The sequence below is a fragment of the Caballeronia sp. RCC_10 genome (genome assembly GCF_041360715.1).
In the GTDB taxonomy this organism is placed as follows: domain Bacteria; phylum Pseudomonadota; class Gammaproteobacteria; order Burkholderiales; family Burkholderiaceae; genus Caballeronia; species Caballeronia grimmiae.
The window spans coordinates 188,077-202,072 of sequence record NZ_JBFUPT010000012.1; the positions used below are offsets into that span (position 1 = coordinate 188,077).

General features: G+C 63.1%; 19 protein-coding genes. 13 read left to right on the plus strand and 6 right to left on the minus strand.

Annotated features, from left to right (window positions below; translation table 11 throughout):
• The first annotated feature begins 14 nt into the window (after window positions 1-14).
• The 3 genes from AB6804_RS21165 (at window position 15) to AB6804_RS21175 (ending at window position 1,055) form a co-directional block, all read left to right on the plus strand.
• Window positions 15-224 (plus strand): hypothetical protein, encoded by a 210-nt coding sequence (locus tag AB6804_RS21165; RefSeq protein ID WP_370888117.1) that lies wholly within the window; start codon window positions 15-17, stop codon window positions 222-224.
• Window positions 225-278: 54 nt separating this feature from the next.
• Entirely contained in the window at window positions 279-536 is a 258-nt protein-coding gene (locus tag AB6804_RS21170; RefSeq protein ID WP_370888118.1) for a hypothetical protein, read from the plus strand.
• Between the two features lie 66 nt (window positions 537-602).
• Entirely contained in the window at window positions 603-1,055 is a 453-nt protein-coding gene (locus AB6804_RS21175) for a YaiI/YqxD family protein (RefSeq protein ID WP_370888119.1), read from the plus strand.
• On the opposite strand, the gene AB6804_RS21180 is transcribed toward AB6804_RS21175, so the two are convergent.
• Entirely contained in the window at window positions 1,052-1,363 is a 312-nt protein-coding gene (locus AB6804_RS21180; RefSeq protein WP_035960157.1) for a hypothetical protein, read from the minus strand. The two genes, AB6804_RS21175 and AB6804_RS21180, sit on opposite strands and share 4 nt — an antisense overlap.
• A 119-nt stretch (window positions 1,364-1,482) precedes the next feature.
• On the opposite strand from AB6804_RS21180, the gene AB6804_RS21185 reads away from it, so the two are divergent.
• The 4 genes from AB6804_RS21185 (at window position 1,483) to AB6804_RS21200 (ending at window position 3,014) form a co-directional block, all read left to right on the plus strand.
• A complete protein-coding gene (locus AB6804_RS21185) occupies window positions 1,483-1,749 on the plus strand; it encodes a DUF6566 family protein (protein WP_370888120.1) in 267 nt (88 codons plus the stop codon).
• 63 nt (window positions 1,750-1,812) lie between these two features.
• The gene (locus AB6804_RS21190; RefSeq protein ID WP_160174704.1) at window positions 1,813-1,956 is read left to right on the plus strand and encodes a hypothetical protein; all 144 of its coding nucleotides are present in this window, start codon (window positions 1,813-1,815) and stop codon (window positions 1,954-1,956) included.
• 93 nt (window positions 1,957-2,049) lie between these two features.
• On the plus strand, window positions 2,050-2,358 hold the full coding sequence (locus AB6804_RS21195; RefSeq protein ID WP_370888121.1) for a hypothetical protein: 309 nt from the start codon (window positions 2,050-2,052) through the stop codon (window positions 2,356-2,358).
• 71 nt (window positions 2,359-2,429) lie between these two features.
• A complete protein-coding gene (locus tag AB6804_RS21200) occupies window positions 2,430-3,014 on the plus strand; it encodes a peroxidase-related enzyme (RefSeq protein ID WP_370888122.1) in 585 nt (194 codons plus the stop codon).
• An 87-nt stretch (window positions 3,015-3,101) separates the two neighbouring features.
• Here AB6804_RS21200 and AB6804_RS21205 read toward each other — a convergent pair whose 3' ends face one another.
• Window positions 3,102-3,329 carry a hypothetical protein gene (locus tag AB6804_RS21205; protein ID WP_370888123.1) on the minus strand — a complete coding sequence of 76 codons (228 nt, stop codon included), beginning with the start codon at window positions 3,327-3,329 and terminating at the stop codon, window positions 3,102-3,104.
• Window positions 3,330-3,531: 202 nt separating this feature from the next.
• On the opposite strand from AB6804_RS21205, the gene AB6804_RS21210 reads away from it, so the two are divergent.
• From AB6804_RS21210 to AB6804_RS21230, 5 genes are all read left to right on the plus strand, one after another.
• Window positions 3,532-4,431, plus strand: coding sequence for a LysR substrate-binding domain-containing protein (locus tag AB6804_RS21210; RefSeq protein ID WP_035960152.1), 900 nt, complete (start codon window positions 3,532-3,534; stop codon window positions 4,429-4,431).
• A 93-nt stretch (window positions 4,432-4,524) separates the two neighbouring features.
• Entirely contained in the window at window positions 4,525-5,274 is a 750-nt protein-coding gene (locus AB6804_RS21215) for an SDR family NAD(P)-dependent oxidoreductase (protein WP_370888124.1), read from the plus strand.
• An 86-nt stretch (window positions 5,275-5,360) separates the two neighbouring features.
• A complete protein-coding gene (locus tag AB6804_RS21220; protein WP_370888125.1) occupies window positions 5,361-6,689 on the plus strand; it encodes an MFS transporter in 1,329 nt (442 codons plus the stop codon).
• A 29-nt stretch (window positions 6,690-6,718) separates the two neighbouring features.
• Window positions 6,719-7,555: a transketolase gene (locus AB6804_RS21225; RefSeq protein WP_370888126.1), complete on the plus strand. Its 837-nt coding sequence runs from the start codon at window positions 6,719-6,721 to the stop codon at window positions 7,553-7,555.
• Between the two features lie 47 nt (window positions 7,556-7,602).
• Entirely contained in the window at window positions 7,603-8,601 is a 999-nt protein-coding gene (locus tag AB6804_RS21230; RefSeq protein WP_370888127.1) for a transketolase family protein, read from the plus strand.
• A 4-nt stretch (window positions 8,602-8,605) separates the two neighbouring features.
• Here AB6804_RS21230 and AB6804_RS21235 read toward each other — a convergent pair whose 3' ends face one another.
• Genes AB6804_RS21235 through AB6804_RS21250 form a run of 4 tightly spaced genes read right to left on the minus strand, consistent with a single transcriptional unit; the run spans window position 8,606 to window position 12,936 of the window.
• On the minus strand, window positions 8,606-9,166 hold the full coding sequence (locus AB6804_RS21235; RefSeq protein ID WP_370888128.1) for a DUF2894 domain-containing protein: 561 nt from the start codon (window positions 9,164-9,166) through the stop codon (window positions 8,606-8,608).
• Window positions 9,159-9,806, minus strand: a complete 648-nt coding sequence (locus AB6804_RS21240; protein ID WP_035960145.1) for an OmpA family protein — start codon at window positions 9,804-9,806, stop codon at window positions 9,159-9,161. Before AB6804_RS21240 ends, AB6804_RS21235 begins: the two co-directional genes overlap by 8 nt.
• Window positions 9,803-12,235 (minus strand): DUF802 domain-containing protein, encoded by a 2,433-nt coding sequence (locus tag AB6804_RS21245; protein WP_370888129.1) that lies wholly within the window; start codon window positions 12,233-12,235, stop codon window positions 9,803-9,805. The genes AB6804_RS21240 and AB6804_RS21245 overlap by 4 nt, the downstream gene beginning before the upstream one ends.
• A gap of 5 nt (window positions 12,236-12,240) precedes the next feature.
• Window positions 12,241-12,936, minus strand: a complete 696-nt coding sequence (locus AB6804_RS21250; protein ID WP_370888137.1) for a DUF3348 domain-containing protein — start codon at window positions 12,934-12,936, stop codon at window positions 12,241-12,243.
• A 125-nt stretch (window positions 12,937-13,061) separates the two neighbouring features.
• On the opposite strand from AB6804_RS21250, the gene AB6804_RS21255 reads away from it, so the two are divergent.
• Window positions 13,062-13,568: an N-acetyltransferase family protein gene (locus tag AB6804_RS21255; RefSeq protein WP_370888130.1), complete on the plus strand. Its 507-nt coding sequence runs from the start codon at window positions 13,062-13,064 to the stop codon at window positions 13,566-13,568.
• The last annotated feature ends 428 nt before the right edge of the window (window positions 13,569-13,996 follow it).

A 13,996-nucleotide genomic window follows, 5' to 3' on the forward strand; every position in this document is an offset into this window, starting at 1 on the left:
AACAGGAGGCACGCATGGCCGAGCAACACAAACCGGGGCAAAAGGTCGAAACCTCGGGCATTTATCGAGTCGTCAAGGAAGGCGATGGCGGTTCGGCTTTCGAAGTGACGTGTGTGGAAGGCGAGCACTTTCCGCCGACGCGAAGCGGCAAGGGCGCGCACTATGAGCTCGTGCATGCCGCGACGCATTCGCACAAGCACCAGGAGCTCGGCAGCGCAGGTTGACCATCACGAGAGGGCGGCGCGTCGCGTTGTCCTCGAATCGCAAGGAACATGCATATGAAACCCGAACCATCGGATCCGGTCGAGCGCGCAGACAAGCGGCGCGAAGCGATCGGCGAAGGCGACGTCAAGGAGAAATCGGACGGCACCATCGAGCAGCGTGAACACGGCAACATGGACGCGTCGCTCGTGCCGAAGGGCAAGGATCATCCGGAGCAAGGTCCTTATACGCCCGAGAACGATCACATCGATCCCGACGTCGACCCCGCCGCGAGCAGCGATCATCCGCGCAGCAAGCCGGACTCGGAAGCGTAGTCGTCGAACCTTGAGCCGGGTGAGCGTGCGTTAAGATGCGCGCTCTTCGTTGTTTCGAGCTGCCCCATGCAAATTCTCGTCGATGCCGACGCGTGTCCCGCCGTCGTCAAGGACATTCTGTTCCGCGCAGGACCGCGCGTTCAGGTGTGCGTGACGCTCGTTGCGAATCAATATCTGCGCACGCCTCCTTCTCCTTTCATCAAGGCCATTCAAGTGCCTGCCGGCTTCGACGTTGCCGATGCGCGCATCGTCGAACTGACGCAGCCCGGCGATCTCATCATCACCGCCGACATACCGTTGGCCGCTGCAGTGCTAGCCAAGTCCGCGCATGCGCTCGACCCGCGCGGAGCGTGGTTCAGCGCGGAGAATATCGAAGAACGGCTGACGGTGCGCGCGATGATGGATCAGTTGCGCAGCAGCGGCGTCGATACGGGCGGGCCATCCCCCTATAGCCCTCGCGATGGCAAGAACTTCGCCGCGCAACTGGATCGTTTTCTCGCGAGACAGCGCGCGTCTTAGGGACGCGGCCCTTCGCTGTCCGGTCCCGGCATGCGGCGATCCGCGCCCGGATTGCTCCTGTAGTGGTCCGGGAAATCCTTGCCGACGAGTGAATCGTAGTCGCCCGGCGGCGTCTGCACGATCGCGTGAAGCATCTTGATGAACGCATTGCCATCGGCAAGGTTATCGACGATCACGCGCGCTGTTCGCAAGGAAATGGACTCCGTTAAAGGCGGCGCATTGCCGTCGTCCAGTTTGAATCTGAAGCGATGAATCTCCGCCGCGGACGACTCCGGGGGCACTTCGTGCGACACGATGGTAGCTCTCATATTCGTCGTTGTAGTGCATGGCAATTAACGAGCTATAGCAAGTCCTGCACCACGGCGCGGCGACCGGCACATTGCCTGCTTCATCGTTTTCGAACAGGACATTATCGAGCGGAGGCCGCATGCAAAGCGAAAAATTTTCATTCGACGGATACGACGTGACCGTCACGGCGGAACAGATCAGCACTGGCGACTGGACGCCGCGTATCGAAGCGTTCCGCGACAACGAGCCGGTCGCGTTGCCCGATGTCGAACCCGTCGGCCCGAACTGGGCGACGCCCGATGAGGCTGTGCGGGCCGGCGTGGAGCAGGCGCGCCGCCTGATCGACCGCTATTGCCGGGGGCATGACGATCAGCACACCGATGGCGGAATCGGGCGCGCTTCGTGAAGGGATGCAGGAACGCGGTATGCATCACGGAGAGTCCCTACCCTCATTGCAAGGAGCAAGCAGATGCCTGAATCCAAGCTGGGAAACAAGAATCCGACTAACCCGACGAACCCTCGTAACGATCAGCAGAAGGGCAAGGCGGAAGGACAATTGCAGCAGAATCAGCAGAAGCAACCGATGCATCAGGGCGGTCAACGGCAGCCGTGATTACGCTGTCGAGCAGTGACCGATTCGCGCCGCGCCGTCATGGACATGGCGGTGCGGGCGGATGAAGGCATCGCCACTTTCAGGAGACTGAACATGAAAGCGCGAACGATTAAGCGACTACTGGGCGTGCTCGCGCTGGGCGTGTCGAGCGCCGTATTCGCTGCGGATGCGGGTACGCCTTCGCAGAGCGGCGGCAACGCGGGCCAGGGATCAACTGGCGGCATGCAGCCGCGCACGCCGGGCGGCGGAACGGGCGGCGCCGGCGATGGCGTTCGCACGCCGGGGCAAGGTTCGTCAGGCGGCATGCAGCCGGCCACGCCGGGTGGCAAGGGCGGCACGTCGTCACAGCCGGGCGCACCGATCAGTTCATCTTCCGTCAGCGGCAGCAATAAAGGTCAGTGAAGTCAGTAAGCGGCTTTGCGCTGCGGCATACTGCGTGATCGAGCGATACTCGATCCCATAACGGAGACAATATGCCCAACTCGCCCATCAGCCGCTTCCCCGTTCCGAATCCAGCAGACTGGCCTGACGACATCCGCACTCGCATTCTCGAAGTGCAGGATAAGGCCGGCTTCGTGCCCAACGTCTTCTTGACGCTCGCGCATCGGCCGGAAGAGTTCCGGGCGTTCTTCGTGTATCACGATGCATTGATGCTGAAGAACGGCGGCCTCACCAAGGGCGAGCGCGAGATGATCGTCGTGGCGACGAGCGCGGTGAACGATTGCCTCTATTGCGTCGTCGCGCATGGCGCAATTCTGCGCATCTATGAAAAAAATGCCCTACTCGCGGATCAGGTGGCGGTCAACCATCGCAAAGCGGATATCACGCCACGCCAGAAGGCCATGCTCGATTTCGCGCTCAAGGTATGCCGCGCGTCGGGCAGTGTCGGCGAAGCCGACTTCGCGATGCTGCGAGAACACGGTTTCAGCGATGAAGACGCGTGGGATATCGCCGCCATCACTGCGTTCTTTGGCTTGTCGAATCGCATGGCGAATGTCATTTCGATGCGGCCCAACGACGAGTTCTATCTCATGGGACGGGTGCCCAGGGAAGCCTGAAGCAAGCGTTTCAGGCGGCGGTCGATGCGTTTCCGACTCAAAGGCGCTTTCGACGAATGACCGTTAGTTGCGTATCGCGTGAGTGACTCAGGGCCGCGACCATCCCAAGGTCTTGAGAAGGAACAGCACCGGCCGAAGCGACACCGCTTCGGCTTCCGGATTCATCGCAAGCGGCACGCGATACACCGCATGCGCCGGAACTTCGCGCCACGCCGAATGAAAATCAATGAGCCGCAGCGTGCGCGCTAATGTGCCGAGATATCCATTGCCCTTGCCCGCTAAAAAGCAAGCCGCGCACGCGCAAGGTGATGGCACTGACTCAGAGCATCACGCTCGACATGCGATGCGCGCGCATGTAGGCCAGCGCATGGGTGCCGCAACGCCTTTTCGTCCAGCCAATTTGATTTGGATTCCCAAATTACTTTCCACAGATGACTTCCAGTGCCACACGCTTGCAAGCCCTGCATGTCCATCCGCGATAAACTTGCTCCAGCCGATATCGAGCGAATAAACAACAATGCGCCTGCCTCCGCTGAAATCCATCATCGCGTTCGAAAGCGTCGCGCGGACCAAGAGCGTCAATCGCGCAGCCGATGAACTCGGCCTCACGCCTTCAGCGGTCAGTCATCAACTCGCGAACCTCGAAAGCATCGTTGGCCGGCCACTCTTCACACGGCTCGGACGCGGTCTCGTACTGACGCCCACGGGCTCGCAATATCTGGCGGACGTCACTGGCGCGCTTGCCGAACTCAATCGCGCGACGGAGCGTGCATCGAGCGAAACATCCGTCGAGATATTGCGCATTCATTCGAGCCCGAGCTTCGGGCTCATGTGGCTGCTGCCCCGCCTCGCCGCGTTCCAGGAAGCCAACGGCGACATTCAGATGAACCTTGCCTGTTCATACGAAGACGTGTCGTTCACGTCAGGGTTTTACGATGTCGACGTGCGCCACGGCTACGCGCACTGGACGGATGTTGAAGTGAAGACGCTACGTCACGAAACCATCGCGCCGCTCGCATCGCGTGCGTATCTCGAACGCTTTCCAGTGGCATCGCCGGACGATCTGCTCGAGCGCCGCCTGATCTTTTCCGAGTCGCCCCTCGTGCAATGGCAGCAATGGTTCGGCAAGTTCGGCGTCGCGGCAAAGCGCAAGGCGTTCGACTTTTCGTTCGACCGCTCGTACATGTCGCTCGAAGCCGCCGCGCTTGGTCACGGCATTGCGCTCGAAAGCACGATGCTCGCGTCGGTACATCTCGAACGCGGCTCGCTCGTTCCGGTGTTCGGACGCGAGTATGCGGTGGAAGTCGGCGCGCATCATCTGGTTTACCCGAGCCAGAACGCGCAGTTGCCGCGCGTCGCGAAGTTCCTTGCGTGGATGGACGCGCAAATCGAGAGCCGCGCATCCCGCCATACCTGAAAATTTCTCAGCAATAGTTGAGGCTAACTGCGTTGATCGTCAGGTCCAGTGCGAACACACTGCGTCTACACCAGACAATCAACGGAGACAGTCATGTTGCTAGAGAATCGTGTTGTGATCGTGACCGGCGCGGCTTCGGCGCGCGGCATCGGCAAGGCGACGGCCAAGGCGCTCGCCGCACAGGGCGCTCGCATCGTCATCCTCGATCTGCGGGAAGCCGACGCCCAGGCGGCTGCACGCGATATCGGCGAAGACCACCTCGGCCTCGCCTGCGACGTGACCGACAAAGCGGCCTGCGTCGCCGCCGCCAACGCGGCCATCGAGAAATACGGCCGCATCGATGTGCTCATCAACAACGCAGGCATTACGCAGCCGATCAAGACGCTCGAAATCAGCAGCGACAACTTCGACGCGGTCATCGACGTCAATCTGCGCGGCACGCTCTACATGTCGCAAGCCGTCATCGGTCAGATGAAAAAGCAGCAGAGCGGGAGCATCGTGTGCATGTCGTCGGTATCAGCGCAGCGCGGCGGCGGCATCTTCGGCGGACCGCATTACAGCGCGGCCAAAGCCGGCGTGCTCGGTCTAGCCCGTGCGATGGCGCGTGAATTCGGCGGCGACCATATCCGTGTCAACTCCATCACGCCGGGCCTCATTCAAACCGACATCACCGGCGACAAGCTCACGCCCGACATGCGTGCGGACATCATCAAGGGCATTCCGCTCGGCCGTCTCGGCGATGCCGCGGATATCGCCAACGCGTGCCTGTTCCTCGCGAGCGATCTGTCGAGCTACCTCACCGGCGTCACGCTCGACGTGAACGGCGGCATGCTGATTCATTGACGTTCCCCCGCGCCCGTCACGCGGGCGCTTCAGGCGCACCCGGATGAACCGGGGCGCAACCCGCCGACATACGGTAGGAGACAAGCATGAAGAGCAGACTCAACGCGCCGCCCATCGCGGCCGACCTCGCCTCGTCGACTGACACGGCGAGCTTCGAAGCGAAGACCTATGCCAAGGTCGGACGCCGCCTCATCCCCTTTCTGATGTTGTGTTATCTCGGCGCCTATCTGGACCGCGTGAACGTCGGTTTTGCGAAGCTGCAAATGCTGAACGACCTGCGCTTCTCCGAAACGGTGTACGGCATGGGCGCGGGCATCTTCTTTCTCGGCTACTTTCTGTTCGAAGTACCAAGCAATGTCATTCTTCACCGCGTCGGCGCACGCAACTGGCTCGCGCGAATCATGCTGACGTGGGCCGTCATTTCAGCGTGCTTCGTCTTCGTGAAGACGCCAACGATGTTCTATGTCCTGCGCTTCTTGCTCGGGGTGGCCGAAGCGGGCTTCGCGCCCGGCGTCATTCTCTACCTGACGTACTGGTTCCCCGCTGCGCGACGCGCCAAGGCACTGTCCCTGTTCTTCATGGCGATTCCGCTTGCAGGCATCGTCGGCGGGCCGCTCTCGGGATATATCCTGCATGCCTTCGCCGGCGTTCACGGTCTTGCCGGATGGAAGTGGCTGTTCATTCTCGAAGCGCTGCCTTCGCTGGTGCTCGGTGTCGTCATCCTGTTCTACCTCGACAACGGCATTGCCGGTGCGAAGTGGCTCACCGATGCCGAGAAGGCGCTGCTGACCCGCAACGTCGAAAAGGACAAGTCGCAAACCGTCGAGCACGTGTCGATCCGTGCGTTCATCGGGGATCGCCGTCTGTGGCTCATGGCTTCGATCTACTTCTGCGTCGTGCTCGGTCAATACGGCCTCACGTTCTGGCTGCCGACGATCATCCGCCGCGCCGGTGTCGCGGACCCGCTGTGGGTCGGCATCTTCACCGCGATCCCGTATCTGTGCGCCATCATCGCCTTGCCGCTGGTCGGTGCGAGCGCCGACAAGCGCCGCGAACGCCGCCTGCATCTGGCCATTCCGATGCTCGTTGCCGCAGCCGGCTTCGCCACCTTGCCGATGCTCGGCGGCGTAGGGGCTTCGATCGTCTGTGTGAGCGTGGCCGCCGCGGGCATCCTGGCTTCATCGTCGCAATTCTGGTCCTTGCCTACCGCCGTGCTGGGCGGCATGTCGGCCGCTGCGGGCATCGCCGCCGTGAACTGCTTCGCCAATCTCGCGGGCTTCTTCTCGCCCGCCATCGTCGGCTGGCTGAACGATCTCACGGGCAAGTCCACTGCCGGCCTGATCTTCATCTCGACAGCGATCGTCGTCGGCGCGGGGCTGGTGTTCCTCGTGCCCGCCAAGACCGTGAACCGCTAAGCGTCATCAACCAACTTCAGGAGACAAACATGAGCACACCCGTCATCGAGGAGGTCACGCTCGCCGAGCGCGCCTATCGTATCCGCCGCAACGCCCTGCTGATGGGCGAAGTGCAAGGCCAGGGCTATATCGGCCAGGCGCTCGATATCGCCGACGTACTCGCCGTCGCGTACTTCGGCGCAATGAACTACCGGCCCGAGAATCCCGACTGGGAAGAGCGCGACCGCTTCCTGCTGTCGAATGGTCACTACGCCATCGCACTGTACGCGGCGCTCTTCGAAGCAGGCATCCTGCCGCAAGAGGAACTCGAAACGTATGGCAGCGACGACAGCCGCCTGCCGATGTCCGGGATGGCGAGCTACACGCCCGGCATGGAGATGTCCGGCGGATCACTTGGTCAGGGACTCACAATCGCCGTCGGCCGTTGCCTCGGACTCAAGCGCAAGAACTCGAAGTCCTTCGTCTATACGCTCTTCTCCGATGGCGAACTCGACGAAGGCTCGATCTGGGAAGGACTGATGTCGGCGGCGCACTGGAAGCTCGACAACCTGATCGCGATGATCGACGTGAACAATCAGCAAGCCGATGGCCCGTCGACGCAAATCATGGCGTTCGAGCCGCTCGTGCCGAAGCTCGAAGCGTTCGGCTGGTACGTGCAGCGCGTGAACGGCAACGACATCGACGCGGTAAAACAAGCGTTCGACAACGCGCGAAACCTGAAGGAAGCGAAGCCGCGCATCATCGTGTGCGACACGAAGATGGGCTGCGGCGTGCCGTTCCTTGAAGAGCGCGAGAAGAATCACTTCATTCGCGTCGACGCGCACGAGTGGCAACTCGCGCTGCAAGCACTCGAAGCGGGCAAGTAAATCGTATGTGACCGGAGCGAAGCCTCCGGTCGGCACAGGAGACAAGCATGAGCACTATCGAAAAGAAGCCGCGTTTGAAGACCTCGGCGATGATCGCGTCGATCGCGGGTGAAGGACAACTTACGCGTTCCGCGCCGTTCGGGCACGCGCTTGCGGAACTGGCGCGCACGAAGACGAACGTCATCGGCATGACGGCCGATCTCGGCAAGTACACCGACCTGCATATCTTCGGGAAGGAGTTTCCGGAGCGTTACTATCAGATGGGCATGGCCGAGCAATTGCTGATGGGCGCGGCTGCGGGCTTCGCGCATGAAGGTGCGCAGCCGTTCGTCACCACCTATGCGGTGTTCGCCACGCGCCGTGCGTACGACTTCATCCATCAGACGATCGCGGAAGACGATCTCGACGTGAAGATCGTCGCCGCACTGCCCGGCCTCACCACGGGCTATGGCCCGAGCCACCAGGCGGCGGAAGACCTCGCGTTGATGCGTGCGATGCCGAACATGACGGTGATCGATCCGTGCGATGCGCTCGATATCGAGCAGATGGTGCCCGCCATCGCCGCGCACAAAGGCCCCGTCTATGCGCGGCTCCTGCGCGGCAACGTCCCCGCCGTGCTCGACGAATACGACTACACGTTCGAACTCGGCAAGGCGAAGCTGGTGCGCGATGGCGCCGATGTGCTCGTGATCTCGTCGGGCATCATGACGATGCGCGCACTCGAAACCGCCAAGGCGCTCGAAGCCGACAAGGTCGACGTGGCCGTGCTGCACGTGCCGACCATCAAGCCGCTCGACACCGAGACGATCATCCGCGAGGCGCGCCGTTCAGGGCGGCTCGTGGTGGTCGCGGAAAACCACACCGTCATCGGCGGTCTCGGAGAAGCAGTCGCGACGACGCTGCTGAGCGCGGGCGTCACGCCGGCCTACAGGCAGATCGCGCTGCCCGATGCGTTCCTCGATGCGGGCGCGCTGCCCACCCTGCACGACCGCTATGGCATCTCGACCAATATGATGGCGAGCAGCATCAAGGGATGGCTGGCCTGATGCGCTAACGCGCGCCGCCGCGCGTCGACTTCTTCGCACGCGGCGCATCTTTTCCGGCAGGCGCATTCGCGCCTGTCATCGCTTCCATCCACGCGAGAGTATCGACATAGGCGAGGAAGTGCTGAAGATACGCCGGCGATACCTCACGCATCAGCGCCAATGACCGATGCACCAGGCTGTTCGAATTGAGCGGCCCCGCATTTTTCGGCACCTGTTCCAGCGATTCGCGCAATTGCCGCTCGGCGCTGACCTTCGACCATACCGTCCGAAGATAATCGAGTAGTTCGGCATGCGAAGGATACGAGGCCGCGCGCACCGTGATCGCTTCGACCAAGGATGCAAGCGGTGTCTCACCTTCCGGCGGCGATTCAGCCGCGACACTGGCGGCCTCGACCTCTTCCGCATAGACTTCAATCAGCGCCGCGAGCCTTGCATCGATGATGCGCCGCGCTTCGCCCTCGTGCGCCATTGCGCGCCGCGCCATCGCATCGATCAGGCCGAAGCGCACGGGATTCACGCGATCCTCGCCGCGTGCCCGCCATGCGTCGATGATCGCGTTATCCATGCGGCTTCACCGGCGCATTCGTCGGGCGCGGCACCGGCGATATCTCCACGCGACGGTTTTTCGCGCGGCCTTCGTCGTCGGCATTGGAACTCACCGGCTGCTCGGAGCCGAACGCCGCCGCGAAGACGGACGACGGCGGCACGCCCGCATCGATCAGCGCGCGCGTGACGGTCAACGCACGCTTCGCCGACAACTCCCAGTTGTCCGCGAAGCGCCGATTGCCTTCGCGCACCTGCTGGTCGTCAGCGAACCCGCTGACCATCAGAATTTCGCCGCGCGAGCCGAGATACGCCGACAGCGGTCCGGCCAGGCTCTTCAAAAGATCGCGTCCCTGCGGTTGCAACTGGTCCGAATTCAACGCGAACAACACGCTGCCGCTGATGCCGATGCGCCCGTTCACGAGCGTCACGCGTCCCGATGCGAGCGGTCCCGCGAGCGCCTCTTCGAGCGTCTTGCGCCGCTGCGTTTCCTGCTGCTTTTCCTTGACGGCCTGCTCGAGCTTCGTCGATAGCTGCAACTGCACGCCGATGACCGCGACGAGAATCAGCACGAACGCGCCGAGCAGGACCGACATCAAGTCGGCGAAAGCGGCCCAGATCGGCGCGGCGGCTTCCGTGCCGGCATCGAGTTCGTCGTTCATTCACGCGCTCCTGCAAGCTCACGTTGCGCCGCGATCTGCTGCAGGTTTTCGATGATCTGCTTCTGCGACAGCGTGCTCAGGTCGATGACTTCGCGCGCCTGCGCGACGTAATACGCGAGCTGTTCGTCGCTGCGCGCGAGGCTCTTGTCGAGTGCGGTTTCGATGCGCTGCAAATGCGCGACGAGCGTCTCGTTCGACGCGCCGAACGCATCCACCGCCGCGCCGAATGCTTCCCCGAGGCTCGCAACCTCGACGGCGCTGCCTGTGACTTGCGCGGCCACTGCGCCGATCTTCTCGCTTTCCGCCTCGACCTTGTCGCTGAACTGCTGGCCGGCGCGCCTGAGCATATCGGCTGAAGTCGCGACGAGCGCATCGACCGCGACGCGCTGTTCGTTCGACGCGTGATTGACCGCATCGAGCAAGGTCTCGACGGTCGCGAGCAAGCGGCTGCGCTCATCGAGCATCGCGGTGTCGCGGACCATCGAATCGGAAAGCTTCTGACGCATTTCGGCGATGACTTCCGCAGCGGCCTTCGGCGCAACGGACGCCGCCTGCACGACCCGTTCGATCTCCGCGATCATGCCGCTCGTATGCGAACGCGTCTCTTCGGCGATCTCGCGTGCGGTGCGTGCAAGCGTCTCCACGACTTCCTGCTCACGGCGTTCCGCGAGCGCGCCGGATTGCCGCCATTCCTCGCGCAGCGCGGTGGCCATCGCGGCGAGGGCATCGGTCCATGCGGACAGACGCGCGTCGTGCGTCGATGCGATGTCCGCGCGCAAGCCGGCGTGCGCGTCATCGACGGAACGCAGCAACGACGCCGAATGCTGCTCGAAGCGTTCGGCTGCGGCGTTCAGGGCATCGCGATGCTGCGCCGCGAGTTGCTCGCCGGTGCGTTGCTGTTCGTCGAGCGCGCCGCGCCATGCGTCCGACAGGTTCGTCGACGTGCTTTCGAGCCGCGACGAGAAGCCATCGAGCAGATGCGTCGAACGCGCTTCGATACTCGCGGCGAAGCGATCCAGCGATGCGCCCGCTTGCGTGACCAGCGCCGCGCTTGTCTGCTCGTGCTTGTCGACCGATACAGCCAGCTTGCGCGATACCTCGCTCAATCGCGCGGACAAGTCATCGACGAGCGTGGCGGACCGTCCTTCGAACGCTTGCGTGAAGCCGTCCAGCGACGCGCCCGCTTGCGTCACGAGCGCCGCACTCGCCTGTTCATGCTTCTGCAACGAGTCGCCAAGTTGATCCGCGATCTTCACGACGGAAGCCCGCAGTTCGCCCGATACTTCGTCGAATCGCGTGGACATGCCATCGACCAAGGTCGATGAACGTTGTTCGAACGCCTGCGCGAAGCGGTCCATCGACGCATCCATCTTGCCGACGAGCGACTCGTTGGCCGCCTGATGCGCGGCAAGCGATCGACCCCAGATCCCCGCCACGTTTGCAGCCGACGCTTCGAAACCGCTCGACAAGCCCTCGAGTTGCCGCTTCACCGCGCCTTCGATGTTCGCGTGCAACGCCGCCGTCTCGCGCGCGATGCCGTCCATCGTTACCTGCATGACGGGTTGCAGCGCGGCGCTCGCGGCACGCGCACTATCGGCCACGCTCTGCTTCAGCGACAGTTCCACTGACGTGGCAAGACGCCGGTACGCCGTCTCCGTGTTCGCATGGAACGCAGCCTGATTCGCAAGCTGCCGCTCGTTCGCGGCCACGCTCTGCTGTTCGATCGCGGTCATCATCGCGTGCAGGCGATCGACTAGCTTCGGCATGATTTCAGTCTGCCGCTGAAGCAGCCTGAACGTCTCTTCTCGATGATGCGTCTGCGTGAAAGCGCGCAGCGTCGTCGCGATCCTTGCGTCCAGCGTCTGTGCGACATGCAGCCGTTCGCGGCGGCATAGCGTCGAGAGGAGGCCGAGCATCGCCGAAGTCGCGACGCCCGCGATCGACGTGCCGAACGCGAAGCCGAGGCCCGTAACCGGCGCGGCAAGCGATGCGCGAATCGCCGCGAGATCGGTCGAGCTTTCGAGCGCCGCGCCCGTGCCTCTTAGCGTCGCGACCATGCCGAGCAAGGTGCCGAGCATGCCGAGCAGCACCAGCAGGCCGGCGAGATACGGCGCGAGCGCCGGCCCGGGCAATGCGATGCGCTCGCCTTCGATGCGCAGCCTCACCGCGTGACGCAACCCGGCCGGCACCTGTTCGAGCCATACGCCGAGGCTTTTCGGGGCGGTCGCGGAGCGGTCGAGGGCATCGGCGAGAGCGCGCGTCGTCTGCTGATAACGCTGCAACTCCCACGCGCCGGCGAGGTAGCACGCGCCAATCACGAGCGTGACGGCAAAGGCGAGCGCGTTCGAGCCGATATAACCAATGGCAATACCGCAGACGGCCAGCAGGCCAGCCAGGAAGACTGCTACATGTAAAAGATATCGGGGCATAGCGTTCAGTGCGCGGCTTGACACGCCGCAAGCAAACCATCGACCGGTTGAAAACGTACATCCAGTTCCGCGAGCAACACGCTCTGCATGTCCTTCTCGAACGCTTCGAGCCAGGCGGACGAGCCGTCCGTCTCCGCGTTCGCGCGGCGCATGCGCTCGAAATGCTTGCCGAGCAGCGCCGGAACCTGCGCGAACAAGGTGCGCTCGCGAGCGCCAAGCGCCTGTTCCATCACGGCATCGACGACGGCGAGCCGCGCCGCGCGATCCGACTGCGTCGCGAGCACCGCGCGCATGCGGCCGCGCAATGCGCCGATGTCCGACTCCATCGCCTGTTGCAGCGAAAGACAGCGCTGCCGATACACCGCGTAATCGACCGGAACGTCGACCCGCGGCACGGCTTCCCTCGCGCGATGACGCAGCGGTGCTGCGGCTTTCGCCGGCGCGATGGCGCTCGCAAGCGACGCACGCACGCGCGCACAGGCGTCTTGCTGCGCCGCCGATGCGGATCGCGCGCCGCCGATGGCAGGCGGCTCGCCGCTGAGCGCCGTCGACAGCGCGATCGCATCGGTCCAGCCGAGCCACTGGCTCAGCTTGTCGGAGAGCGAGGTGCCGGGTTCCTGTACGTCGAGATCGGCAAAGCGCGCCAGAAGGCGCACGAGCGCCGGGCCGCTGACCGCCGTGCGCTTCTTGGGTTGCAAGATTCCACCGGAGGCAAAAACCCGCTAGTTTACACGGCCATGACGTCGCGCCTCGTTTTTAGGCAAGAACGTCAAAAAACTTTGCGGATGCGTGCGCTGCATGCATCGCGCTTCCGGAGCGCTTCGACATGATCCGCCGCCTCTCGTCCGCCGATGCCGCCGCCTTCCGCGAGATCCGTCTCGAAGGCCTGCGCCAGTTCCCCGCCGCGTTCGGCGCGGCATACGACGACGAAAGCGCGCAACCGCTCGCATGGTTCGCCGCGCGCATCGCGGATCACGCGGTGTTCGGCGCGCTTTCGGTCGATGCGCGCCTCGATGGCGTCGCGGGCCTGATGATCCCGTCGCCCGCGAAGATGCGGCACAAGGGCGTGCTGTGGGGCATGTATGTGCGGTCCGGCGCGCGTGGCTCGGGACTCGCCGCGGCCTTGCTCGGCCAGGTGATCGAGCATGCGCGCGGCGTCGTCGAGGAAGTGAAGCTGGAGGTCTCGCCGGACAACCGCGCCGCCGTGCGTCTTTATGAAGCGGCGGGCTTCGGCGTCTACGCACGGGAACCGCGAGCGCTCAAGATCGAAGACGCTTATCACGACACGTTGTTCATGTCGCTGTGCCTGACGCGGACAAGCCGCGCCGTCTGACAGGCACGATCGCTCTATTCTTTAGGAGTTTACTGGTTAAAACGGTCTGCTCGGGTGCGTAGACTTCACGTGGGTTTGAAGCACCCGTAGTCAGTGTCCTAGTCACACACTGATGTTTCGCCCCGCGCAAGCGGGGCGTTTTTTTTCAGCGGCCGAAAGCTTCCGTCTCCACATGCGCGCCTAACAGGTTGCTGAAATACAGGTGCTTCTGAAGCAGCTTTGGTCTGTCGCCGCGGCCTTTGCCGCGATTTTCGCAATGTGCAATTTCAGCGCGAATTCACCGTCTTTTTCGACGGTCTGAGGCCGATTGTTGGCCTCGTGACTACTCATTGCGCCACTATGGGCGGACTTGTCCCAGTGACCGCATGCGCACGAGGTTATAGGCGGCCATGTTCAACACGAACATCTGGTCAACCTTCTCCAAACTA